The organism is Stenotrophomonas sp. 59 (assembly GCF_030291095.1).
Taxonomy (GTDB): Bacteria; Pseudomonadota; Gammaproteobacteria; order Xanthomonadales; family Xanthomonadaceae; genus Stenotrophomonas; species Stenotrophomonas maltophilia_Q.
Genome location: NZ_CP127408.1, coordinates 1239920 through 1263560, shown reverse-complemented (window position 1 = coordinate 1263560; position 23641 = coordinate 1239920). Strand labels below are relative to the sequence as shown.

Here is a 23641-nt window from a genome sequence, read left to right as displayed (position 1 = left end):
TGAGCGGCGCGTTTTCGTGTCCAACACTACATGGGTCAGCCGAGGCTTACTTGACGGCCCAGTAGATGTCGTAGGTACCTTCCGGGGTGAACGACTTGTCGATGCCGTCCTTCCAGGATTCGTACGGACGGTCGATCACTTCGTTGCCCGCCGTCACGGCCCAGGCGCGCAGGCCGTTCCGGGCCACGTCCAGGCCCGCCATGTGGCCGGTGTAGGCCGCATGTGCCGAGCGGTGCGGAGCGACGTGCACGTACTTGACCGGAGCGCCACCGTCGATCTTGACGGTCAGGGCTTCAGCAGCAGCGCCTTCAGCACCCTTCTTCTTCACCGGCTGGGCGATGTCGAAGGCGTACTTCTCCTGACCGAAGTCGGTGGTGATGATGCGGAACGGACCGGCGGCTTCAAGGCCATTGGCCTCCATCACGCGCTTGATCCACTCCTGGTTGTCCTTGATGGACTTGGTGATCGTGTCCTGACCGCGATCCACGTTACCGGCGTTGACGACCAGCAGGTCCTCGGCCGGCACATCGACGATGGCCAGATCGGTCAGCGGCGCTTCCGGGGTGCGGTAGTCGACGTTCGGCACGCTGGCGAGCATGTTGGCCATGCGCGACAGACCCATCTTGATGTCGTCGCCGATCTGGCGGCTGACATACAGGCCGGCGTAACGGCCGAACAGGTCGAAGCCGTACTTCACCGAGTAGTCCTGGGTGATCTTGACGTTACGGCCGCCCTTGCCGGTCGGCTCCAGGGTGAAGGTGGTGACCTTGTCGTGACCCTTGGTGGCGTCTTCGATGGCGATCGCAACGCGCTTGTTCTCTTCGGCGTCGGTAATCTTCCAGGAGCCGGTGCCCAGGTCCTTGGAGGTGAAGTCCAGGGTGGCGCCCTTGCCGGAGGCCGGGCCGGACAGCTTCAGTTCAACGGCGGGATCGCGCAGTACCAGCGGGTTCCAGTCCTTGAAGCGGCGCAGGCTGCTGACCGTGTCGTACACGATCGTCATCTTGCGGTTGGTCTCGATGCTTTCGGTGATGTGACGCTCGCCCGGCAGACATACGCCAATGATGACGAACAGGCCAGCCACGATCCCCAAGGCGATCAGGAACTCGATAATACGGGTCATTCAGAGAGTCTCCGGGGCCGATCCCACGGCCGGGTTGATTGAAGCGAAGCGCCAATCCTAGCAGGCTTCGCGGGCATTGTTTATCGGGATTGGCGCACCGGTTTCCCTGCCGGCTGCGTATTTGTATGGACAAAGAGTTCGAAGGGTAACGCATACCGCTACCCGGCAAGTAGGGGGCAACCTTGGCCGGAACCCCCTGCCACCATCCAAGTCGTTGTACCGAAACGATTTTCCTCAGACCAGCTGGAGTTCGAACGCCTTCAGTACCGCGCGCGTACGGTCGCGCACACCCAGCTTGGAGAGGATGTTGGACACGTGGTTCTTGATGGTCCCCTCGGCCACGCCCAGCGAGTTGGCGATCTCCTTGTTGGAGAAACCGCTGGCCATCAGCCGAAGGATCTCGGTCTCGCGGTCGGTCAGCGGGTCCGGGCGGTCCAGGCTGACGAACTCGTTGCGCATGTGCTCCAGGCCCGACAACAGGCGCTGGGTCACCGCCGGCTGCACCAGCGAACCACCCTCGGCCACGGTGCGGATGGCACCGACCAGCTGTGCCAGGGTGACGTCCTTGAGCAGGTAGCCCTTGGCACCGGCCTTGAGGCCGGCCAGCACCAGCTGATCGTCGTCGAAGGTGGTGAGGATGATGGTCGGCGGCAGCTGTTCCTGCCGCGACAGCACCTGCAGCGCTTCCAGCCCGGACATCACCGGCATGCGCATGTCCATCAGGACCACGTCGGGGCGCACCTGCGGGATCAGCTCCACCGCCTGCCGGCCATCGCCGGCCTCAGCCACCACCTCGATGCCGTCGTCGAGTGCCAGCAGGGAGCGGATTCCCTGCCGCACCAGGGTTTGGTCATCAACCAGGCAGACGCGAATCATCAACGTACTCCTTCAGGAACCTTGGTAAGGGCGGCCACCAGCACCGTTGCCGGCACCGTCGCCCGCAGGCGGAAGCCTTCGCCGGGACGGGTCTCGATCTGCAGCTGGCCGCCACATTGTTGCAGGCGCTCGCGCATGCCGCGCAAGCCATTGCCCACGTTGACCATGTCCGCGCCGACACCGTCGTCGCGGGCCTCCACCACCACACGGTCCGGGGCTTCACGGTACACCTTGATCCACAGGTGGCGGGCACCGGCGTGGCGCACCGCGTTGGTGATGATCTCCTGGGTGCAGCGCAGCAGCACGTGGGCCCGCTGTGGGTCCTCCACGTTCAGCGGATCCTCGATGTCCAGCTGGATGTCCAGCGAAGGCACGTTCTCGGTCAGCGGGCGCAGCGCCGCGGCCAGATCGATCGCGCCGGTCTCGCGCAGCTGGCTGACCACCTCGCGCACGTTGCCCAGCAGCAGTTTGGCCAGGGCGTGGGAGCGCTTCACATGCTCCAGCGCCTGCCCTTCGGCCAGGTGCCCGGCCACTTCCAGGTTCAGGGTCAGCGCGGTCAGTTGATGGCCCAGCAGGTCATGCAGCTCGCGCGAGATACGGGTGCGCTCGTTGACGCGGGCACTCTCGGCCAGCAGGGCGCGGGTGGCACGCAGCTCTGAATTGAGCCGACGCTGTTCGTCGCGCGCCTCGGCCTGACGGCGGGCCACCAGCGCGATGACGAAAACGAAGCTGGAGAAGCCCATGTAGCCCACCGCCTGCAGCACGGCGATGAACGGCGGGAACCCCAGGGGCTGGATGTAGACAGGCAGCACGGCCAGATTGCTGGCTACCAGCCAGAGCACGCCGATGCGCGGGCCCAGCAGCCATGGCAGCAGGCCGGCCACCACCATCAGCAGGATGCTGCCCAGCGCGGTCCCGGAAAAATAGCTCACGCCGATCGCACAGGCGGTCAGCAGGACAAGGGCGGCATGGTCGAAGATGCCTGGACGGCTCTCACCCAACGAGCGGGTCAGCACCCAGTACACAACACCGAAAGCGAGGTAGGCCGAGGCCCACGGAATGATGCGGAAGCCCGCTTCGCCATCCAGGGTCTCAAGCGTCAGCGAGACCGGGTCGATCAGGTAGATCGCGAGCCAAAGGCCGACGGTGCCCCAGGTGAACAGCCCGGAGTAGCGCAGCATCGCATTGTGGTTGAGTCGAACCAGCATGCCTCATCGTAGCGGTTCCACCGGCATGCCCAAGCCCCGAAAGTCACGCCCGCGCGGCACGGGTTGGCCGCCAGAGGGAGGGTGCTGTCTGCCGCACCCTCCCCGGTTGCGACTACAGGCAGGAGAAGCTGAAGTACGGCATCATGCTCGAAGACCGCACGCACGAGCCGCTGACGATCTGCGCGGTGCTGTCCACAGACGAAGTGACGCCGGAGAAGTCCGCCTTGCCGCCCGAGACGGCCTCGATCTGCTCGGCGGTCACCTCGCGCAGGCCGTACTGGTCACAGGACTTGGAATCGATTGCGTTCATATTTGTAAAATCATCCTTTGATTTGATGAATGAACCCACATCGCCGCTGGCGCATCATTGCCCCAGAGGTGTGCCGGGTATATCACAGCCTGGGTGACGCCTCAACGAACGGCGCTGCACGCGCCCAAGCCTCCCCGTGCAATAATCGTGCAGACGGTCCCTTGATGGACCCACCGCGTTACCCCACGGAGTCACAATGTCGATTGTCATCCGCGACGTGCGCGAGCACGAGCTCGATTCCGTCCTGGCTTTGAACAACAACGCTGGCCTGGCCATCCTTCCCCTGGATGCGGCCCGCCTGCGCCTGTTCTACGAAACCGCTGAGTATTTCCGCGTCGCCGAGCGCGACGGCAACCTGGCCGGCTTCCTGATCGGCTTCGGCAGCGACAGCCAGCACGACAGCAGCAACTTCGCCTGGTTCAAGCAGCAGCTGGACACCCCGTTCTTCTACATCGACCGCATCGTGGTCGCCAGCCGCCGCCGCGGCGGTGGCGTCGGCCGTGCGTTCTATGCCGACGCGCAGAGCTTTGCCGAGCTGCGCTACCCGCAGATGACCTGCGAAGTCTTCCTCGACCATGGCGCCGATGCCGCCCTGCTCTTCCACGGCAGCTTCGGCTTCCGCGAGCTGGGCCAGAACACCATGGCCCAGGTCGATGTGCGTGCCAGCATGCTGGCCAAGGAACTGTGCAGCTACCCGTGGGTCCAGGAGACCTACGGCGGCAAGCTGCCGGATGTGGCATGGACACGCGCCCGGCAGCTGCCGGCGCAGGCACAGCGGCCGACGGGGACCTGAGCGTGGCGGTGAATTTCGATTACGAACAGGCCGGTGAACTGAAGATCGGCCAGGTGGGCATCGCCAACCTGCGCATCCGTACCCTTGATGTCGAACGCCTGGTGCAGGAAATGCGCGAGCGCGTGACCCGTGCGCCGAAGCTGTTCGGCCGCGCGGCGGTGATCCTCGATTTCGGCGGCCTGAGCCAGGTGCCGGACGTGGCCACCGCGCAGGCGCTGGTCGATGGCCTGCGCAGCGCCGGCGTGCTGCCGGTGGCGCTGGCCTATGGCACCAGCGCGGTCGACCTGCTCTCGCAGCAGCTCGGCCTGCCGCTGCTGGCCAAGTTCCGTGCCCAGTACGAACGTGCCGAGGCCGAAACGGCCCCGCCGCCCGCGCCGGAACCGCGCCGCGCCGTGCGCGCCGAACCGAAGCCGGCCCCGGCCGCACCGGTGGCCAAGGTGGCCGACGCAGCTGCGCCGCAGCCGGGCCGCATGCAGCTGGGCAACGTGCGTTCGGGCCAGCAGCTGTACGCCGAATACTGCGACCTGACCGTGATGGCCACCGTCGGCGCCGGCGCCGAGGTCATCGCCGATGGCAGCATCCATATCTACGGCACCCTGCGCGGCCGCGCGCTGGCAGGGGCCCAGGGCAACACCGCGGCACGCATTTTCTGCCGTGATTTCCATGCGGAACTGGTGGCCATTGCAGGCCACTACAAGGTACTGGACGATGTGCCGGACAACCTGCGCGGCAAGGCCGTACAGGTGTGGCTGGAACAGGACCAGATCAAGATCGCTGCGCTGGACTGACGCAGCCCCAAACTAATGCAGAACCAGGAGAAGTCCTTTGGCTGAAATCATCGTAGTCACCTCCGGCAAGGGCGGCGTGGGCAAGACCACTTCCAGCGCAAGCCTGGCCTGTGGCCTGGCGCGGCGCGGCAAGAAGGTGGCGGTGATCGACTTCGACGTCGGCCTGCGCAACCTCGACCTGATCATGGGCTGCGAACGCCGCGTGGTGTACGACTTCGTCAACGTCGTGCACGGCGAAGCCACCCTCAAGCAGGCCCTGATCAAGGACAAGCGCTTCGACAACCTGTACGTGCTGGCCGCCTCGCAGACCCGCGACAAGGATGCACTGACCCAGGAAGGCGTGGGCAAGGTACTGAAGGACCTGGCCGCCGATGGCTTCGACTACATCATCTGCGACTCGCCGGCCGGCATCGAGAAGGGTGCGTTCCTGGCGATGTACTTCGCCGACCGCGCCGTGGTGGTGGTGAACCCGGAAGTGTCCTCGGTGCGCGACTCCGACCGCATCATCGGCCTGCTGGACTCGAAGACCCACAAGGCCGAATCCGGCCAGAACGTGCCCGCGTTCCTGCTGCTGACCCGCTACACCCCGCTGCGGGTGGAAACCGGCGAGATGCTCAGCATCGCCGACGTCGAGGAAGTCCTTGGCCTGAAGGCCATCGGCGTGATCCCCGAATCGGGCGACGTGCTCAATGCCTCCAACAAGGGCGAGCCGGTCATCCTGGATGTCGAATCCGCCGCCGGCCAGGCGTATGACGACGCCGTCGCGCGCATCCTCGGCGAAGATCGCCCGATGCGCTTCACCAGCGTCGAGAAGAAGGGCTTCTTCAGCAAGCTGTTCGGAGGGTAAGCATGGGCCTGTTCGATTTCCTCAAAGCGAAGAAGACCACCGCCGAAACCGCAAAGAACCGCCTGCAGATCATCATCGCGCAGGAACGCAGCCACCGCGGTGGCCCGGACTACCTGCCGCTGCTGCAGCGCGAGCTGCTGGAAGTGATCAAGAAGTACGTGAACATCGACGTCGATGCGGTGAAGGTCGACCTGGTGAAGGATGGCCAGCACGATGTGCTGGACATCTCCGTGGCGCTGCCTGAAGGCCCGGACAAACCCTGATGCCCTGCCCCGCCCGTGCCTGCATGGGCGGGGCTGCGTGACCTGCATGACCGATACGACAACTGCCGTGGACATCACCTGCGTGGGCGACATCGCCTTCGCCGATGCGCAGTGCCTGCTCGCCGCGCATGGCCTGCTGCTGCACCATGTGGCCGCCGGCGAACCGATTCCAGGCAGCTACTGGGGCGAGCCCGAGGCGGGCATCATCGCCAGCAACGTGTACGTGCGCGACGACACCCCCGTGCATTCGATGCTGCACGAAGCCTGCCATCTGATCGTGTTGCCGCCGGAGCGGCGAGCGCAGGTGCACACCGACGCCACCGATTCAGTGGCCGAGGAAGATGCCACCTGCTATCTGCAGATCGTGCTGGCCGGGCGGTTGCCTGGTGTCGGCAGTGCGCGGTTGATGGCCGACATGGATGCCTGGGGGTATACGTATCGGCTGGGGTCTACGAAGGCGTGGTTCGAACAGGACGCCGAAGACGCGAAAGCGTGGTTGATCGAACGCGGGTTGCTGCAGGCATAGAGCGTCGGTAGTGCCGGCCGCTGGCCGGCAACCTCATGAAGCCGTGAAGCATCACCGGGTTGCCGGCCAGCGGCCGGCTCTACAGGATCAGCCCTGCCCCGCCAGCGCGCGCAGGGTGATGCCGACGATATAGGCCAGGTAGGTGCCGGTGGCGTAGCCCATCGTGCCCAGCAGCACGCCTACCGGCGCCAACGCCGGATGGAACGCCGCGGCCACCACCGGCGCCGAGGCCGGGCCACCGATGTTCGACTGCGAACCGATGGCGAAGTAGAAGAACGGCACTTTCAGCAGCTTGCCCAGGCACCACAGCAGCACGATGTGCACGCTGATCCAGATGATGCCCAGCAGGAACAGCCACGGGCGATCCAGCAACGCCAGCAGATCCATCTGCATGCCGATGCAGGCGATCAGGAAGTACAGCAGCAGCGAGCCCAGGCGCGAGGCGCCCGCGCCTTCCAGGTTGCGCGCACGGGTGAAACTGAGGCTGAGGCCCAGCGTGGTCGACAGCACCACCACCCACACGAACGGTGCGTCCAGGCTGAACTGCGCGGCCCAGCTGACGTTGGCCTTGAACCACGCCGCCAGCGGCGCGCCAATGGCGTGGGCCAGGCCGACACCACCAAAGGCCACTGCCACGATCAGCATCAGGTCGGTGAGGCTGGGAATGCGCTCGTGTTCGGCCTGGAAGCGCGCGATGCGCTCCTTCAGCTCATCGATGGCCGAGGTATCTGCGCCACTGCGTGCATCGATCTTCGCGGCACGCCCGGCCAGGAAGATAAGCGCGGCCATCCACACGTAGCCGACACCCACGTCGACCACCGCGAATTGGCCGAACGTGGTGGCGTTGACGTCGAACACTTCGCGCATCGCCAGCATGTTGGCGCCGCCACCGATCCAGCTGCCCGCCAACGCGGCCATGCCGGCCCAGGTGTCGCCGGCGACGGTTTCCGGATGCACCGCGCGCATCAGCAGGAAGGCCACTACCGCGCCGAGCATGATGCTGGCCGATGCGCCCAGGTACATCAGCACCAGCTTCGGGCCGAGCCGCAGGATGCCCTTGATGTCCACCGCCAGGGTGAGCAGGATCAGCGCCGCCGGCAGCAGGATGTCGCGCGCGATCGGGTTGTAGAGCTTGGTGTTCTGCCCGTCGATCAGGCCGACGGTGTTGTAGATGCCGGGAATCAGGTAGCACAGCAGCAGCGCCGGCACGAAGGTGTAGAAGCGCTTCCACAGGCCCTGCTCGCGCGAGGCGGTCCAGAACACGGCGCCGAGGGTGGCGGCGATCAAACCGAAGACGACGATGTCGTTCTGGATCATGCAGGTGCTCTCGATACGGGGTCGGCTCCCTTTCGCCATGCGAAAGGGCTCTGACCCCGAGGGACGAAGGCGTGCCGACCAACGGTCGACACCCACCAATGACGGGGTCAGAGCCCATCCGCGATGCGGATGGGATCCGACCCCTGCGCGCTGCAGCGGCTTATTCGCCGATGTGCTGCTTCAGCCAAGCATTGACGGTGTCGTGCCACAGGATGCTGTTGTTCGGCTTCAGCACCCAGTGGTTCTCATCCGGGAAGTACAGGAACTTCGATTCGATGCCCTGGCGCTGGGCAGCGGTGAACGCGGCCAGGCCCTGCTCGACCGGGATGCGGAAGTCCTGCTGGCCGTGGATCACCAGGATCGGCTTCTTCCAGTCCGCCACGTGGTTGACCGGGTTGAACTTCTCGTAGTTCGCGGCCTTCTGGTACGGGGTACCGCCCTGCTCCCACTCGGTGAACCACAGTTCTTCGGTGGCGTAACCCATCATGCGCTGGTCGAACACGCCGTCGTGGTTGACCAGGCACTTGAACGGGCTGTTCCAGTTGCCGGCGATCCAGTTGACCATGAAGCCGCCGTAGCTGGCGCCCAGCGCACAGGCCTTGTCACCGTTGAGGAAGGAATACTTCTTCAGCGCCGCGTCCCAGCCCTTCTGCAGGTCTTCCAGCGGACGGTCGCCCCAGTGCTGGCTGATCGCATCGGTGAAGGCCTGGCCGTAGCCGGTGGAACCGTGGAAGTCGATCATCACCACCGCGTAGCCCTGGCCCGCGTAGGTCTGCGGGTTCCAGCGGTAGCTCCAGCCGTTGCCGAAGCTGCCCTGCGGACCACCGTGGATCAGGAACGCCACCGGGTAGGACTTGCCTTCCTGGTAGTTGTGCGGCTTGACCACGTAGCCGTGCACGGTGTCGTTGTTCCAGCCCTTGAACTCGAACTGCTCGTAGTCGCCGAAGGACACGTCCTTCAGCACGTCGCCAGCAGCCGGGGTCAGCGCGCGCAGCTCGCCGATGGCTTCGCCTGCGGCCGGGAGCAGGCCGACCAGCACCTGGTCGTTGCTCTTCAGGCTGTTGCGGGTGATCGCCACGCTGGTGCCCGCCACGTCGACCGAGGTCACGCTGCCGTCGCCGATCAGCTTGGTGGCCTTGCCGCTGGCCACGTCGATCTGGAACAGCGGGTGCTCGCCGAGGTCATCGGCGGTGGTGTAGATGCTGGCACCGTCGGCGGACAGGGTGATGCCACCGGCCGAACGGTCCCACTGCGGGGCAATCTCGCGGGTCTTGCCGCTGGCCAGGTCCATCGCCATCAAGCCGAAGCGGTCGGCCTCGAAGCCCGGGCGCTTCATCGCACGGTAGAACAGGGTCTTGCCGTCGGCGCTGAACACCGGACCGGCATCCCAGGCCGGGTTGGACGCGGTCAGGTTGACCGGCGCCTGCTTGCCGGCAGCGTCGAAGCGATACAGGTCGAAGTTGGTTGACCACGGCTCCTGCTTGCCGGCCACGCGGATGCTGGCCACCACGCTGGCGCCATCCGGCGACCACACGAAATCGTCATTGCCACCGAACGGCTTGGACGGCGCATCACCATCGATGGTGGCGCTCAGTGCCGAAGCGCCCTTGACCGGACCGACCTTGGCGGCCGGCAGCGGCGCAACGAACAGGGTGTTGCGGCGGCCGTCGTTCCAGGTGTCCCAGTGGCGCACGAACAGCGAGTCGAAGACCTTGCCGCTGGCCTTGGCAGCGGCCACATCCTTCAGCTTCTTCTCGGTGCAGGCCAGGTCCGAGGCACAGGCCTGGAACACGCCGGCGCTGAACAGCACGCGGTCGTCCTGCGGCGACACGTGGTAGCTGTCCACGTCGACCGCGAAATCGGTCAGCTGGCGCGGGGTGCCACCGCTGAGCGGCTGCGCGTACAGCTGCTGGCTGCCGTTCTTGGCGCTGAGGAAATACACCGTCTGGCCATCAGCCGACAGCGAGGCGGAATTGACGTTCCAGCCGGCCGGGGTGATCTGCTTCGGCGGCGCCGCGTCGCGGGTGCGCAGGTTGCGTGCGAACAGCGCGGTGGAGGCCTTCAGGTTGGCATCGACGCTGCGCTTGGCGAACACCACGGTGCCACCGTCCGCGGTCAGCACCGGCGCGGAGACGCGGTCCATGGCCACCATGTCGCGGACTTCCAGGCCACGGGCAGCGGCAACGCTGGGAAGGGCGGCCAGCAGGCTCAGTGGCAGCAGGGCATGACGCAGTTTCATCGGGGTCTCCGCAGGACGGCAAAAAACCGATGTTAGGCCCGCGCGGCCGGAGCTGCCAAGGCCATCGGTCATGCCTGCGGGCGGGCAGCCGCCAGAAACAGCAAACCGCGCCGTAGCGCGGTTTGAGGGGACACCGGGGTCGGATCCGATTCCGGCAGAATCGGCTCTGACCCCAGGCGCCGCCTGCGTGGGGGTCAGAGCCCTTCCCTGCGGGAAGGGATCCGACCCCATTGCTTACGCCTTGGCGTACTTGCCAGTGCGGTAGATCAGCCAGCCGACCAGGAACAGCACGGCCAGCCCGATCCACTGCGCGGCCGGCAGGTGGAACGGCACGGCCAGCACGTCGGCGCGGCTGCTGACCACGATCGGAATCGCGATGGCGATGCCCATCAGCGCCTCGCCGGTGATCAGGCCAGCGGCGAACAGCACGCCCGGCTTGTGCACGCGGTCGCGGCCTTCTTCGTCATCGGCGCGCACCTTGTGGAAGCGCTCGACCAGGTAGGCGATCAGGCCACCGAGGAAGATCGGCACCATCAGTTCCAGCGGCAGGTAGATACCGATGGCGGCGGCCAGCACCGGCACGCGGAAGCGGGCGTTGCGCGACTTCAGCCAGCTGTCGAAGGCGATGATGGCGGCGCCGACCACGGCACCGATGCCGATGAAGGTCCACGGCAGTTCGCCACCGAACAGGCCCTTGGCCACCGAGGCCATCAGGTTGGCCTGCGGCGCGGCCAGTGCGTTCGGATGCAGCTCGGACTTCACACCAATGCCGTAGGCGGTGGCCAGCAGGTTCAGCACCGGGGCCATGATCAGCGCGCACGAGAACGCGCCGATGCCCAGCATCAGCTGCTGCTTCCACGGGGTGGCACCGACGATGTAGCCGGCCTTGAGGTCCTGCAGGTTGTCACCGCCGACCGCGGCGGCGCAGCACACCACCGCGCCGATCATGATCGCGGCCACCGCACCCAGCGGCGCACCACCGGCACCGACCGGCTTCAGGCCATCGGCGCCCAGCAGCACGACCAGCACGGCCGAGGCGAACAGGATGGTGGAGATGGTGATGCCCGAGACCGGGTTGTTGGACGAGCCGATCAGGCCGGCCAGGTAGGCCGAGACCGACACGAACAGGAAGCCGGCGACGATCATGATGATCGTCATCGGGATCGACACGTGCCACTGGCCGACGATGGCCTGGTACAGGGCCAGCAGCGGCAGCACGAAGACCACCAGGGCGACCAGCATCCACTTCATCGGCAGGTCGCGCTCGGTGTGCGCCAAGACCGGGCCACCGCTCTTGCGCGCGGCCGCGAAGCCGCTCTTGACGCCGTTCAGCAGCGACTTGCGCAGCGAGATCAGGGTCCAGATGCCACCGATCAGCATCGCGCCGACGCCCAGGTAACGCATCTTCGCGCCCCAGATGGCGAACGCGGCCTCGGTGGACGAAGCGGCAGCCACCGACGCGGCCAGCGCCGGATCGGTGTTCATGAAGAACGCCTGGTAGATCGGAATGGCGATGTGCCAGGTCAGGATCGAGCCGGACACCACCACGATGCCGACGTTGAGGCCGACGATGTAGCCCACGCCCAGCAGCGCCGGCGACAGGTTGGTGCCGATGAAGGCAGTGACCTTGGAGCTGCCGACGTAGGCCGAGGTGGCCCAGGCATCGGGAATCAGGCGCATGCCGCTTTCCGCGGCCAGCTTGACGAACGCACCGATCACCGCCGACAGGCCGAGGATCTTCAGGCCCGGGCCCGGATTCTCACCGGCCTTGAGCACTTCGGCCGCGGCCTTGCCTTCCGGGAACGGCAGCGGGTCTTCGACGATCATCGAACGGCGCAGCGGCACCGAGAACAGCACGCCCAGCAGGCCACCCAGGCCGGCGATGCCCAGCACCCACCAGTACTTGAAGTCCGGCCAGTAGCCCATGATCACCAGCGCGGGGATGGTGAAGATCACACCGGCGGCGATCGACGAGCCGGCCGAAGCGCCGGTCTGCACGATGTTGTTTTCGAGGATGGAGCCACCGCCCAGCAGGCGCAGCACGCCCATGGAAATCACCGCGGCGGGAATGGCGGTGGCGATGGTCAGGCCTGCGAACAGACCGAGGTAGGCGTTTGCGGCCGACAGCACCACCGCCAGCACGATGGCCAGGGCCACTGCGCGGAAGGTGAGCTGCTTGGGCGCAGCGTCGTGGTTCATGGAAGCCCCTGCTGGCAAAAAATCCCGATCACGCTAGCGTTCAGGGGGCGGCAAGTCCAGTGCGCATGGTCACCGCAGGACATGGCCCAACGCCCTCCCCGACCCGTTCGGCAAGGCCAACCGGCCGATCCGGCAAGGCCAGGCAACGCCTGCCGCAAAAGGGGACGGAGGGGATTAAGTCGCATTTGTCATAAGCGCCGTGATGCGGCTCATCCCCTTCTATAATCGCGCCCTTTCCGCTGTCCGCGCCGTCGATGACCGTTGCCGCTACCGCCTCCGACGACTTCCTGGGCCATCCCAAGGGTGTCTACGTCTGCTTCTTCACCGAGATGTGGGAGCGCTTCTCCTTCTACGGCATGAAGGCGCTGCTGCTGCTGTACCTGACCAAGTACCACCTGTTCGGCGACAAGGCCGGCCTGGACCTGCTCGGCGCCTACGGTGGCCTGGTGTACTGCATCCCGGTGTTCGGCGGCATGCTGGCCGACCGCTGGCTGGGCATGCGCCGGGCGGTGCTGTTCGGCGGCATCCTGCTGGTGCTCGGCCATCTGGGCATGGCCTTCGAGGGCCACGCGGCCTACCGGGTCAACGGCGAAGTGGTGCGCGATACCTCCGCGCTGGCGGTGACCTACCTGTCGCTGGCGCTGATCATCATGGGCGTGGGCTTCCTGAAGCCGAACATCTCCACCATCGTCGGCAAGCTGTACGCCAAGGACGATCCGCGCCGCGATTCGGGCTTCTCACTGTTCTACGCCGGCATCAACCTCGGCGCGCTGTTTTCCTCGCTGGTGTGCGGCTTCCTCGGCGAGGCTTACGGCTGGAAGTACGGTTTCGGCGCTGCCGGCATCGGCATGCTGGCCGGCCTGGCGATGTTCCTGTGGGGCCAGAAGTACCTGCAGGGCCATGCCGAACCGCCACAGCCGGCCGCGCTGAAGCAGAAGGTGCTGGGACTGCCGCGCGAATGGCTCATTTATCTGTGCGCGGTGCTCGGTGTACTGCCAGTGGCGTGGCTGATGTGGGCGGCCGGCAACGGCGCGTTCGCGCTGGGCGGCGAAATCAGCCTGGCGCTGATGCTGATGCTGGTGGTGCTGGGCGGCGTGCTGGTCTGGTTCGCCTGGTTCACCGGCACGAAGTGCACGCCGGTGCAGCGCCAGCAGATGATCGCGCTGATGGTGCTGATCTTCATGGCGCTGGTGTTCTTCACGATGTACGAGCAGTCCTATGGCTCGTGGGTGACCTTCACCGACCGCCTGCTGACCAAGGACATCGTGCCGTCGCTGGTGATCACCGGTGGCACGCCGCTGCCGTGGTCGATCATCTCGCTGCTGCTGGCACCGCTCGGCTTCGTAGTCAGCGCGCGGTTGTCCGAGCGCCGTCCGGGGTCGTCGGCGCCGCGCACCTTCTTCGCCGCCATCGTCGTACTGATGCTGGTGCTGCTGGTGCGCGACTGCCTGGTGATTCCGCAGACCGCCGGCTCGCTCACCTATCTCGGCGGCCTGTTCCTGGTGCTGCTGGCCCCGGCCTTCGCCGCACTGTGGACCTGGATGGACCGCCGTGGCTGGGAGCCGGGCAAGCCGGTGAAGTCGGCCTGGGGCCTGGTGATCGGCGCGCTTTCATTCGTCCCACTGGCACTGGCTGCACAGCAGGTTGGCGCCACCGGCGAGATGGCCAGCGTGTGGTGGCTGGTGCTGGCCTACTTCCTGCTGGCCAGCGGTGAAATGTGCCTGTCGCCGGTCGGCCTGTCGGCGGTGACCCAGTTGGCGGTGCCGCGGGTGATGAGCCTGATGATGGGCACCTGGTTCCTGGCCACTGCATTCTCGGAAACGCTTGCCGCACTGTTCGGCAAGCTGGCCGCGATCGAGGTGCCGGAAGGCGAATCGCTGGACATGGTCGCCGCGGCTGGTGCCTATGCGCACCTGTTCTGGCTGCTGATGTGGATCGGCCTCGGCTGCGCGCTGGCCGCCTTCATCGCCGCGCCACTGCTGAAGAAGATGATGCACGGGGTGAAGTAAGCCCACGCAGAGGCAGGAATCGGGGCGGCGGATGAACCATCCGCCGCCCTTTGCGCTACGGCGCCTTGCCCTTGCCGTCCGCAGCCACAGTCGTGGCGGTCTTGCCACCCAGGCTGCGCGACAGGAACGCCAGCAGCTTGCCGTAGTACTCGCTGCGATGGGCTTCGGTGTAGAAGCCGTGGCCTTCGGTCGTGTAGTACAGGCTTTCCACCGGCGTGCCGGCGCGCTTGAGCGCCGCTTCCATGCGCTCGGTATGCTGGATCGGTGCGCGCTTGTCCTCGCCACCTGCTGCAAGGAACACCGGTACCTTGATCCGTTCCGCAAGATTGACTGGCGAGACAGCACCGAGCTGTGCCGGATCCCCCAGCCATTCGCGCAGGTAGGTCACGCCCGAGCCGCGATCCTGGATGTCACCACGGGTGTACATCAACGGCAGGTCATAGACGCCGACATAGCCCGCCGCACACTGGTACAGCCCCGGCTCTCGGGCGGCACCCATCATCGCCGAGTAGGCGCCGTAGCTGGCGCCGTAGATGCAGATACGCCGCGCGTCGGCAATGCCTTCCCCGATCGCCCAGCGCGTGGCATCGGTCACGTCGTCCTGCATCGCCGCGCCCCACTGCAGCGCGCCAGCCTGGGTGTGCGCACGGCCATAGTTGCCCGAACCACGGAAATTGACCTGCAGCACCGCGTAGCCGGCAGCGGCCAGCATCTGCGTTTCACGATCGTACTGGCCGGAATCGAAAACATCGAACGGCCCGCCGTGCGGCATCACCACCATCGGCAGATTGCGCCCATCGCTGCCCTGCGGCAGGGTCAGGAAGCCATGCAGCGGCATCCCGTCGCGTGCCTTCAATGCGATCGCCTTTACGCTGGCACTGTTGCGCGCGTCGATCCATTCGCTGCGGCTGATCAGGTGCTCGGCCTTGCGTGCCTCGGTGTCGTACACGTAGAAATCGCCGGGGTTCGTGCCCGACCAGGTTTCCACCAGCACGACACGGCCATCGCGGGTGCTGGAGGTGATGTACACCGCTCCACCGAGGGCCGCTTCCAGGCTGCGGTAAAGACGTGCCTCGGCCGAAGCTTCGTCGAAGAAGCGGGTCCTCGGTGTGTCCCCCAAGTACAACGCGCCCACCGGCTCGTGGCTGCCGGGGCGGCGGATGATCCGGTAAGGATCGACCACGTCATCGCGCAGCACGGCATGGCGCTCGCCGGTCTGCGGATTCCAGCTGACAATGGCATCGGGGCCCTGCGCCTGCTGCACCTCCAGGTAAGCCAGGTTGCCGTCGGCGGAGAACCCGACCGCCGTCTCGATACGCTTGCTCACCTGTTCGTCGTTGACCAGCTTCCAGCTCTCCCCGCTACGCTCGCGGTAATAGAGCTTGTTGATGTTGTCGGTACCCGCACCGTGCACGAAGCGCACCTCACCCTGCCCGTCCGTGGTGAACTCACCGCGCCGGACCGGCGATCCGACCACCCGCGAACGCCGGCCACTGCTGACATCCATGCGCTCGATGCGCGTGTAGGGATCGTCGGTGAATGGCCAGACCGTCACCAGCACGTTGCGCTCGTCGCCTGGCAGATCATCGGCCAGGAAGGCGGCAACCGCCTCGACCGTTTTCGGCTGGATGCGAGTACCCGGGCCCTTGCTCTCCACGCGGTAACCCACCAGCAGCTCGCCTCGGCTGCCGTTGGCATCGATCGCGTAGAGTTCGCCGGTAAGGTTGGGCTGATCGAGCGCGCCCCACTTCTGGGCCAGGCCGATCAGCAGGCGCTCGTTGCTGACCCAGTCGAATGTCTGCGCGTGGTTGCGCCGGGGAGGCCGGAAGCTGCCGACGATCTGCTTGTCCTTCAGCCTCAACACGGCGATGGCGGTGTAATCCTCCATCGGCACCGTCGCGGCCACGTACTCGCCCCCCGGCGAGATCTTGATGTCGGTGAAGGTCTCCCGACGCAGGTACTGCGTCAGATCCACTGCGCCCGCGCCAGCCGCGGCAACGCTCCCGAAGACGGCCAGCGAGGCCGCCAGAATCATTTTCTGCATCCTTCTCCCCCTGCCTGGACCCCTTGTCCCGGCTGGCCGATTCTAGGCAGGCTGCCGACCGGACCGCCAGTGGCCCACAAAAAACGACGGCACCGTTGCCGGTGCCGTCGTTACCACTACCTTGGAGAGAGAGTCAGGACGTGGGTTCGGGGGGCGTGCGCCGGGTCAATGGACCCCGCGCACCGCCAACGTGAGGGCCAGGATGCTGAGGATCACCGCGATGGTGCCGTCGAGCACACGCCAGGTGCTGGGCTTGGTGAACAGCGGCGCCAGCAGGCGCGCGCCCAGGCCCTGCGCGGTCAGCCACAGGCAGCTGGCGGTGACCACGCCGGCGGCGAAAGCCATGCGGGCGTTGCCGAAGTTCTCGGCGATCGAACCGATCACCATCATGTCCAGCCAGAAGTGCGGGTTGATCAGCGAGAAACCGACCGCGGCCATCAGCACCGCGCGGCGGCTGCCGTCGTCGCTGTCGGCCTCGCCCATGCCGCCGCCACCGGCGATCGCACGGCGAGCCGACTTCATCGCATACCAGGCCAGGAACGCCACACCGGTCCACAGCACGGCAGTGGTCAGCCACGGCAGCGCCGAAGTGAGCGTGCGCAGACCGGCCACGCTGGCAAAGATGAAGATCGCATCGATGGCCGCACAGGTGGCGACCACCGGCACGATGTGCTTGCGCAGGATGCCCTGGCGCAGGATGAAGGCGCTCTGGGCGCCGACCACGGCGAACAGGCCGATGCCGGTAGCTGCACCAGAGAACCAGGCACCGAGGCCGGTGCTGGCGGAGATGACCGAGAACATGGGATTCACTGCCTTTACTTGCTTGGGGGGACGGTGCCTCGCGAAGGCGGACAGCACCGGAACGGGCGCCATTGTCGCGCCGCAACATGAAAAAGACGAGCTAAACTTCCTAAACCAACATTAGCGGAGCTTAATTCGATGCGTATCGACCATGCCCAGCTGCGCGCCTTGGCCGCAGTGATCCGCGAAGGCAGCTTCGACCGTGCCGCGCAGTCGCTGAATGTCACCCCGTCCGCCATCTCGCAGCGGGTCAAGGCGCTGGAGGATCGGATCGGCCGGCTGCTGGTCAAGCGCGGCACCCCGGCCACCGCCACCGCCGAGGGGCAGCTGCTGGTGCAGCTGGCCGAGCAGACGGCCCTGCTCGAACACGATGCGCTGCACCGGATGGGCCTGGCCGACGAGGATCTGCCACAGGCCAGCATCCCGGTGGCGGTGAACCACGACAGCCTGGAAACCTGGTTCCCCCAGGCCGCCTACCAGTTCGCACAGACCACCGGCACCACGCTGGACCTGCGCGTTGAGGACCAGGACCACACCGTGGAACTGCTGCGCCAGGGCACGGTGCTGGGCGCGGTGACCACCCTGGACGAGCCGGTGCAGGGTTGCCAGATCCACGCGCTGGGCAGTATCCGCTACGCGGCGACCTGTACGCCGGAGTTCCGTGAACGCCACTTCGCCAAGGGCGTGACCGCGCAGGCGCTGGCGCAGGCCCCGGTGCTGGTGTTCAACCGAAAAGACGACATGCAGTCCCGCTTCGCCCGGCGCATGGCCGGCGACGATCTGCCCAGCACCGCGCCGACCTGGTGGATTCCCTCCACCCGCGCCTTCGTGCAGGCCAACCTGGGCGGCATGGGCTGGACCATGAACCCCCTGCCCTTGGTCAAGCGGCATCTGGACGCCGGGCGACTGGTCTACGTGCGCCAGCGCGCGTGGGAAGACGTGCCGCTGTACTGGCAGCATTGGAAGGGCGACGTGCAGACCATGGCCCTGCTGACCCGCGCGGTGCTGGACGCGTCCTCCGCGCTGATCCGGCGCAAGCGCTGAAAAAAGGGGACGGAGGGGATCAAGTCATCTTTGCCCTGCATGACGTTGGGGCCTTAAAAGACTTAATCGCCTCCGCCCCCTTTTTCTCCATCCAATCTCCATGCGTCCTACACACCGGGTCCATGCGTGATGCGGATACTGGTCGGCCGATCACTGCAAGGATGCCCTGCATGCCTGTATTCGTCCGCGATGCGCGCCCCGAAGATGCTGCCGCCTGCATTGACCTGCGCGGGCGTACCCGCGAGAACGCCTTCAGCGCCGCACAGCTGGCCGTACTGGGCATCACCGCGCAGACGTGGGCCGAAGGCATCTCCGGTGGCGATTTCATCGGCCGCGTCGCCTGGGACGGCGAACGCATGGCCGGCTACTGCTTCGCCGACCGCGCCAGTGGCGAGGTATTGGTACTGGCCCTGCTGCCGGAGTATGAAGGCCGCGGCATCGGTCGCCAGCTCTTGCAGGAGGTGGTCAGCCTGACCCGCGATGCCGGCCACCCGCGGCTGTTCCTGGCCTGCTCGGCCGACCCGCGCTCGCGCTCGCACGGCTTCTACCGGCGCCTGGGCTGGCGCCCGACCGGGGAGGTCGACGAGGCCGGTGACGAGATTCTTGAGCTGGTCTGATTGAAGGCGTCGCCAGGCATGGCCTGGCGCTACTGGGCTTGAGGTCGCCAGGCATGGCCTGGCGCTACCGGTGAGGCATTCCGGCCGCCGGATGCTGCGTTGCATCAAAAAAGGACCGGTTCCGGTTAGAATCGCAGGCGGATGATGCAAGGCGTTGTTTCTTCACGCCCTTTCCCTGCTTCATGCGCATCCTGACCTCCTCCCCTCCGCCAACGATCCCGCCCCCATGAAGAAATTTGGCAAGGCCCTGCTCGCCCTGCTCGTGCTGCTGTTGCTGGCCGCCGCGCTGTTCCTGTACTGGCCGCTGACCCAGCGCTCGGTGCCCGCCGCCAGCAACGACAAGCCCGTCGACGTTGTGCTGGTCGGCGCCGGCATCATGAGCATCACTCTGGCCACCTACCTGCAGGAACTGCAGCCGGACTGGAACATCCAGGTCTACGAGCGCCTCGATGGCGTCGCCGGCGAAAGCTCCGACGGCTGGAACAATGCCGGCACCGGCCACTCGGCGTTCGCCGAGCTGAACTACACCCCGGAACTGCCCGACGGCAGCATCGAGACCAAGCGCGCGGTCGGCATCGCCGAATCGTTCGAGGTCTCGCGCCAGTTCTGGTCGCACCAGGTGAAGGAAGGCCGGCTGAGCCAGCCCAGCGACTTCATCAACCCGACCCCGCACATGAGCTTCGTCTGGGGCGATGACAACATCGCCTACCTGCACAAGCGCCAGCAGGCCCTGGTGAAGAACCCGCTGTTCTACGGCATGCAGTACTCGGAAGATCCGGCGCAGATCAAGCAGTGGGCCCCGCTGCTGATGGAAGGCCGCGACCCGAAGCAGAAGGTTGCCGCGACCTGGATGCCGCTCGGTACCGACGTCAACTTCGGCGTGATCACCCGCCAGCTGACCACCGGCCTGCAGCGCAGCCCGAACTTCAGCCTGCACCTGAACCATGAAGTGAGCGCGCTGCGGCAGAACGCCGACAAGAGCTGGAACGTGACGGTGAAGGACCTCAAGGCCGGCACCGAGTCCACGACCCACGCCCGCTTCGTGTTCATCGGTGCCGGTGGCGCCGCGCTGAAGCTGCTGCAGATGTCGGGCATCCCGGAATCGAAGGACTACGCCGGCTTCCCGGTCGGTGGCCAGTTCCTCGCCTTCCAGGGTCAGGACGTAACTTCGCGCCACGGTGTGAAGGCCTACGGCATGGCCGAAACCGGTTCGCCGCCGATGTCGGTGCCGCACCTGGATGCGCGCAAGCTGGATGGCAAGCCGGTGGTCCTGTTCGGGCCGTTCGCGCTGTACAGCACCAAGTTCCTCAAGCACGGCTCGTGGTGGGACCTGTATTCCTCGGTCACCCACAACAACGTCGGCCCGATGCTGGAAGTGGGCAAGGACAACCTGGACCTGGTGCAGTACCTGATGGGCCAGGCGCGCCTGAACGATGCCGACCGCCAGGCCGAACTGGTCAAGTACTTCCCCAACGCCAAGCCGGGCGACTGGAAGCTGGTCACCGCCGGTCAGCGCGTGCAGATCATCAAGCGTGATCCGCTGAAGGGCCCGGTGCTGCAGTTCGGTACCGAGATCGTGACCGACAAGGACCACACCCTCGCGGCCCTGCTTGGCGCTTCGCCGGGCGCGTCGACCTCGCCGCCGATCATGCTGGACCTGATGGCCAAGGCCTTCCCGGACCAGATGAAGGCCGGCTGGGAAGCGCGCCTGCGCGAAATCGTGCCGTCGTACGGGCGCAAGCTCAACGACAGCGCCGCGCTGACCAACGAGATCCGTACGCTGACCAGCCAGACCCTGCACCTGCCGTACCTGGAAGTGCCGGTGGACGCCAATGCAGCAGCGCCGGCTCCCACCGCGGTTCCGGCTGCGGTTCCGGCGCCGGCCAAGGAAAAGCGCAACGCCAACGAGGAACTGCAGGCGCTGTAAGCCCGCGCCTTCCTTTCGATGCAGACGGACGGCCACCTTCGGGTGGCCGTTTGTTTTTGTGCGCCGACGGGTCGGATCCCTCCCGCATGGGAGGGCTCTGACCCGTCCCCAGGCGCTGATGATCGGGGTCAGAGCCCGTTGCCTGGGCAACGGGATCTGACCCCATCCCATCGCTGCCATACGCCGGAAAGCCTGTGCGCACTGATACGAATTGTAATGTTGTTAAGAATTATTTACATTTGCGTCCTGCGCAGTGACCGCGCCCCTCCCAGATGGACCTGATGTGCCCGAAGCCGCCGCCCCGGGTGCTGGACGACTGTTGCCGCCCTTCCCCGCTTCCAAGCCTCGAGCCCCTCATGTCCCTGACCCTGCGTAACCGCCTGCCCCGCCGCGCGCTGCTGCCGGCTGCCCTGCTTTCGTCGCTGTCCCTGCTGGCCTCACCCAGTGCGTTCGCTGCGGCCGATGGCGCCGCCGATGCCAAGACCCTGGACCGGGTCAGCGTTCGCGCCGAACAGTCCGCACCGCCGTCGAGCACCACGCGCCTGCCGATCACGCTGCAGGAAACTCCGCAGTCCGCCACCGCGATCAGCCTGAAGCGCCTGCAGGACGAATCGCTGTTCAGCATCAACGACGTGATGCGCACCGTGACCGGCGTCAGCGTGTCCTTCTACGACACCCAGCGCCCGCTCTACTACGCACGCGGCTTCGCCATCACCGACTTCCAGGTCGACGGCATCCCGACCTACAGCGGTTCGACCAACCAGGAATACGACACCGCCTTCTACGACCGCATCGAAGTGATCCGCGGTGCCAACGGCCTTCTCAGTGGCGCCGGTGTGCCGTCGGCCACGGTCAACCTGCTGCGCAAGCGCCCGGGCAAGGAGTTCGATGCCTCGTTCGCGGTCAGCGCGGGCAGCTGGGACTATCGGCGCATGGAGGCCGATGTGACCGCGCCGCTGACCGATGACGGCCGCTTCCGCAGCCGCGTGGTCGCCGCCTATACCGATCGTGGCCTGTACTACGACCGCTACGACGAGAACAAGATGGCCGGCATGGCAGTGCTGGAAGGCGACGTCACCGACAGCACCACCATCACCCTCGGTTACCAGAGCCAGGACAACAACCCGACCGGATCCACTTGGGGCACCGTCGCGTTCTTCGACAACCAGGGCAACTTCGCCCACCTGGCGCGCTCGACCAACCTGTCGCCGAAGTGGAGCTACTGGAAGCGCGAGAGCAACACCGCGTTCGCCAACCTGGAACAGCGCTTCGGCGACGACTGGCTGCTGAAGATCAACACCGCCTACACCCGCGGCAACGTGCAGAACGTGCGCCTGTATGGCACCGGCAATCCGGACCCGGTGAGCGGCTCGGGCATCTACCTGCGCGCCGCCGCCGGTGATTCCAAGGACACCCGCCGCAACGTCGACGCCTACCTGACCGGCACGTTCCCGCTGTTCGGCCGCGACCATGACCTGACTGTCGGTGCGCAGTGGTCGGACCTGGAAGGCACCACCAATACACTCACGCTGAACTACCCGCGCGACTGGGCCACCTGCGGGCGCGAGCGCTGCTACTACATCCCCAATGTCTTCAGCTGGGATGGCGATATCTCCGAGGTGACCTACACCCGCACCGGCGCGCGCCGCGTGGCCAAGACCACGCAGAGTGGCGTCTACCTGGCCACCCGCCTGCACCTGGCCGATCCGCTGTCGCTGATTGCCGGTGCGCGCCTGAGCCGCTGGCAGACACTGAGCCGTTCCTACAACGCGGCCGGCGCCTATACCGGCACCAGCGGCGCCTACAAGGTCAGCGACGAAGTCACCCCATACGTGGGCCTGGTCTACGACATCACCCCGAACGTGTCGGCCTACGCCAGCTATACCGAGATCTTCAACCCGCAGAACTACCGCGACCGCAATGACAACCTGCTGGCACCGGTGCAGGGCTCCAACCTGGAAGCGGGCATCAAGACGCAGTGGTTCGATGGCCGCCTGACCGCCAATGCCGCCGTGTTCGAGGCCAAGCAGGACAACTACGCGGTGCGTGACATGAGCGTGCCGGAAGGCACGTTGAGCGATGGCAGCTCGGCCTACATCGGCATCAACGGCACCAAGGCGCGCGGCTGGGAAGTGGACGTCAACGGCGAGATCCTGCCGGGCTGGACGATCAACGCCGGCTACACCCACGTCAAGGTCACCCGTGCCGCCACCGACCTGCTGTACGCCAACCCGCCCGAAGACCTGCTGCAGCTCAATACCCAGCTGCAGCTGCGCGGCGCACTCGAGCGCCTGAGCATCGGCGGCGGCGTGCAGTGGCAGAGCAAGGTGCAGGGCTACAACATCGCCTACCCGCTGGGTGGCACGGTAACGGTGAAGCAGCCGGCGTACTCGCTGGTGCAGTTCAACGCCAACTACCGCATCAGCGACAACTGGACGGCCACGCTGAGCGTGCGCAACGCACTGGACAAGAGCTACTGGGCGAACCTGGACTACAACAACTACGGCGAACCGCGCTTCGTGTCGGCCAGCCTGCGCTGGAAGTTCTGAGCGACTGGAACCGGTAGTGCCGGCCGCTGGCCGGCTTCCCCTTACCCTGCATCGCGTGGAGCCGGCCAGCGGCCGGCACTACCCGGATCAATGGGCCCGCCTCCGCGCGGGCCCTTCCTTTTGCTGCACTGCGGGTTGCACACCAAGCCATAATTATGCCGTAA

At 66.1% G+C, this 23641-nt stretch carries 19 protein-coding genes; 10 read left to right on the top strand and 9 right to left on the bottom strand.

Going from position 1 to position 23641, the window contains the following annotated elements:
- Window positions 1-46 precede the first annotated feature (46 nt).
- The 4 genes from QP552_RS05775 to QP552_RS05760 all read right to left on the bottom strand — a co-directional run bounded on the left by QP552_RS05775 (window position 47) and on the right by QP552_RS05760 (window position 3514).
- Window positions 47-1120, bottom strand: coding sequence for an SRPBCC family protein (locus QP552_RS05775; RefSeq protein WP_111112282.1), 1074 nt, complete (start codon window positions 1118-1120; stop codon window positions 47-49).
- A gap of 234 nt (window positions 1121-1354) precedes the next feature.
- Complete coding sequence (locus QP552_RS05770; protein ID WP_005408537.1) at window positions 1355-1996, bottom strand: response regulator transcription factor; 642 nt, start codon at window positions 1994-1996, stop codon at window positions 1355-1357.
- Window positions 1996-3204, bottom strand: coding sequence for a sensor histidine kinase (locus QP552_RS05765; protein ID WP_286075289.1), 1209 nt, complete (start codon window positions 3202-3204; stop codon window positions 1996-1998). The genes QP552_RS05770 and QP552_RS05765 overlap by 1 nt, the downstream gene beginning before the upstream one ends.
- Window positions 3205-3316: 112 nt before the next feature.
- Window positions 3317-3514 carry a hypothetical protein gene (locus tag QP552_RS05760; RefSeq protein WP_286075288.1) on the bottom strand — a complete coding sequence of 66 codons (198 nt, stop codon included), beginning with the start codon at window positions 3512-3514 and terminating at the stop codon, window positions 3317-3319.
- Window positions 3515-3710: 196 nt separating this feature from the next.
- Here QP552_RS05760 and QP552_RS05755 point away from each other — a divergent pair, with 196 nt between their 5' ends.
- The 5 genes from QP552_RS05755 to QP552_RS05735 are packed head-to-tail and all read left to right on the top strand — an operon-like array spanning window position 3711 to window position 6731.
- Window positions 3711-4307, top strand: coding sequence for a GNAT family N-acetyltransferase (locus QP552_RS05755; protein WP_005408535.1), 597 nt, complete (start codon window positions 3711-3713; stop codon window positions 4305-4307).
- Window positions 4253-5095 carry a septum site-determining protein MinC gene (minC, locus tag QP552_RS05750; protein WP_111112279.1) on the top strand — a complete coding sequence of 281 codons (843 nt, stop codon included), beginning with the start codon at window positions 4253-4255 and terminating at the stop codon, window positions 5093-5095. The genes QP552_RS05755 and minC overlap by 55 nt, the downstream gene beginning before the upstream one ends.
- Before the next feature lie 37 nt (window positions 5096-5132).
- A complete protein-coding gene (minD, locus tag QP552_RS05745; RefSeq protein ID WP_005408533.1) occupies window positions 5133-5942 on the top strand; it encodes a septum site-determining protein MinD in 810 nt (269 codons plus the stop codon).
- Window positions 5943-5944: 2 nt separating this feature from the next.
- The gene (gene minE / locus QP552_RS05740) at window positions 5945-6205 is read left to right on the top strand and encodes a cell division topological specificity factor MinE (protein WP_005408532.1); all 261 of its coding nucleotides are present in this window, start codon (window positions 5945-5947) and stop codon (window positions 6203-6205) included.
- Between the two features lie 46 nt (window positions 6206-6251).
- A complete protein-coding gene (locus QP552_RS05735) occupies window positions 6252-6731 on the top strand; it encodes a hypothetical protein (RefSeq protein ID WP_111112278.1) in 480 nt (159 codons plus the stop codon).
- A gap of 87 nt (window positions 6732-6818) precedes the next feature.
- Here the strand turns inward: QP552_RS05735 and QP552_RS05730 are convergent, their stop codons facing one another.
- The 3 genes from QP552_RS05730 to QP552_RS05720 all read right to left on the bottom strand — a co-directional run bounded on the left by QP552_RS05730 (window position 6819) and on the right by QP552_RS05720 (window position 12486).
- Complete coding sequence (locus QP552_RS05730; protein ID WP_106549414.1) at window positions 6819-8048, bottom strand: DUF819 family protein; 1230 nt, start codon at window positions 8046-8048, stop codon at window positions 6819-6821.
- A gap of 160 nt (window positions 8049-8208) precedes the next feature.
- The gene (locus QP552_RS05725; protein ID WP_286075287.1) at window positions 8209-10287 is read right to left on the bottom strand and encodes a S9 family peptidase; all 2079 of its coding nucleotides are present in this window, start codon (window positions 10285-10287) and stop codon (window positions 8209-8211) included.
- Between the two features lie 234 nt (window positions 10288-10521).
- Window positions 10522-12486, bottom strand: coding sequence for an oligopeptide transporter, OPT family (locus tag QP552_RS05720; RefSeq protein ID WP_106549412.1), 1965 nt, complete (start codon window positions 12484-12486; stop codon window positions 10522-10524).
- Between the two features lie 254 nt (window positions 12487-12740).
- Here QP552_RS05720 and QP552_RS05715 point away from each other — a divergent pair, with 254 nt between their 5' ends.
- Entirely contained in the window at window positions 12741-14495 is a 1755-nt protein-coding gene (locus QP552_RS05715; protein WP_111112276.1) for an oligopeptide:H+ symporter, read from the top strand.
- Between the two features lie 55 nt (window positions 14496-14550).
- Here QP552_RS05715 and QP552_RS05710 read toward each other — a convergent pair whose 3' ends face one another.
- Complete coding sequence (locus tag QP552_RS05710) at window positions 14551-16539, bottom strand: S9 family peptidase (RefSeq protein ID WP_111112275.1); 1989 nt, start codon at window positions 16537-16539, stop codon at window positions 14551-14553.
- 165 nt (window positions 16540-16704) lie between these two features.
- Window positions 16705-17340 (bottom strand): LysE family transporter, encoded by a 636-nt coding sequence (locus QP552_RS05705; RefSeq protein WP_005408523.1) that lies wholly within the window; start codon window positions 17338-17340, stop codon window positions 16705-16707.
- 138 nt (window positions 17341-17478) lie between these two features.
- Between QP552_RS05705 and QP552_RS05700 the strand changes: the two genes are divergently transcribed.
- The 4 genes from QP552_RS05700 (at window position 17479) to QP552_RS05685 (ending at window position 23477) form a co-directional block, all read left to right on the top strand.
- The gene (locus tag QP552_RS05700) at window positions 17479-18384 is read left to right on the top strand and encodes a LysR family transcriptional regulator ArgP (RefSeq protein WP_005412604.1); all 906 of its coding nucleotides are present in this window, start codon (window positions 17479-17481) and stop codon (window positions 18382-18384) included.
- A 170-nt stretch (window positions 18385-18554) separates the two neighbouring features.
- Complete coding sequence (locus QP552_RS05695) at window positions 18555-19001, top strand: GNAT family N-acetyltransferase (protein WP_286075286.1); 447 nt, start codon at window positions 18555-18557, stop codon at window positions 18999-19001.
- A gap of 226 nt (window positions 19002-19227) precedes the next feature.
- Window positions 19228-20928 carry a malate dehydrogenase (quinone) gene (gene mqo, locus QP552_RS05690; protein ID WP_286075285.1) on the top strand — a complete coding sequence of 567 codons (1701 nt, stop codon included), beginning with the start codon at window positions 19228-19230 and terminating at the stop codon, window positions 20926-20928.
- Window positions 20929-21284: 356 nt separating this feature from the next.
- Window positions 21285-23477 (top strand): TonB-dependent siderophore receptor, encoded by a 2193-nt coding sequence (locus tag QP552_RS05685; RefSeq protein WP_286075284.1) that lies wholly within the window; start codon window positions 21285-21287, stop codon window positions 23475-23477.
- Window positions 23478-23641 lie beyond the last annotated feature (164 nt).

What these genes read in the sequence shown, in the direction of transcription:
- minC (WP_111112279.1), top strand. Translation starts at nt 4,253, where the DNA reads ATGGACACGCGCCCGGCAGCTGCCGGCGCAGGCACAGCGGCCGACGGG.
- QP552_RS05685 (WP_286075284.1), top strand. Translation starts at nt 21,285, where the DNA reads ATGTCCCTGACCCTGCGTAACCGCCTGCCCCGCCGCGCGCTGCTGCCG.
- minE (WP_005408532.1), top strand. Translation starts at nt 5,945, where the DNA reads ATGGGCCTGTTCGATTTCCTCAAAGCGAAGAAGACCACCGCCGAAACC.
- QP552_RS05735 (WP_111112278.1), top strand. Translation starts at nt 6,252, where the DNA reads ATGACCGATACGACAACTGCCGTGGACATCACCTGCGTGGGCGACATC.
- mqo (WP_286075285.1), top strand. Translation starts at nt 19,228, where the DNA reads ATGAAGAAATTTGGCAAGGCCCTGCTCGCCCTGCTCGTGCTGCTGTTG.
- QP552_RS05700 (WP_005412604.1), top strand. Translation starts at nt 17,479, where the DNA reads ATGCGTATCGACCATGCCCAGCTGCGCGCCTTGGCCGCAGTGATCCGC.
- QP552_RS05705 (WP_005408523.1), bottom strand. Translation starts at nt 17,340, where the DNA reads ATGTTCTCGGTCATCTCCGCCAGCACCGGCCTCGGTGCCTGGTTCTCT.
- QP552_RS05730 (WP_106549414.1), bottom strand. Translation starts at nt 8,048, where the DNA reads ATGATCCAGAACGACATCGTCGTCTTCGGTTTGATCGCCGCCACCCTC.
- QP552_RS05755 (WP_005408535.1), top strand. Translation starts at nt 3,711, where the DNA reads ATGTCGATTGTCATCCGCGACGTGCGCGAGCACGAGCTCGATTCCGTC.
- QP552_RS05720 (WP_106549412.1), bottom strand. Translation starts at nt 12,486, where the DNA reads ATGAACCACGACGCTGCGCCCAAGCAGCTCACCTTCCGCGCAGTGGCC.
- QP552_RS05695 (WP_286075286.1), top strand. Translation starts at nt 18,555, where the DNA reads ATGCCTGTATTCGTCCGCGATGCGCGCCCCGAAGATGCTGCCGCCTGC.
- QP552_RS05710 (WP_111112275.1), bottom strand. Translation starts at nt 16,539, where the DNA reads ATGCAGAAAATGATTCTGGCGGCCTCGCTGGCCGTCTTCGGGAGCGTT.
- QP552_RS05760 (WP_286075288.1), bottom strand. Translation starts at nt 3,514, where the DNA reads ATGAACGCAATCGATTCCAAGTCCTGTGACCAGTACGGCCTGCGCGAG.
- QP552_RS05765 (WP_286075289.1), bottom strand. Translation starts at nt 3,204, where the DNA reads ATGCTGGTTCGACTCAACCACAATGCGATGCTGCGCTACTCCGGGCTG.
- QP552_RS05775 (WP_111112282.1), bottom strand. Translation starts at nt 1,120, where the DNA reads ATGACCCGTATTATCGAGTTCCTGATCGCCTTGGGGATCGTGGCTGGC.
- QP552_RS05715 (WP_111112276.1), top strand. Translation starts at nt 12,741, where the DNA reads ATGACCGTTGCCGCTACCGCCTCCGACGACTTCCTGGGCCATCCCAAG.
- QP552_RS05725 (WP_286075287.1), bottom strand. Translation starts at nt 10,287, where the DNA reads ATGAAACTGCGTCATGCCCTGCTGCCACTGAGCCTGCTGGCCGCCCTT.
- QP552_RS05770 (WP_005408537.1), bottom strand. Translation starts at nt 1,996, where the DNA reads ATGATTCGCGTCTGCCTGGTTGATGACCAAACCCTGGTGCGGCAGGGA.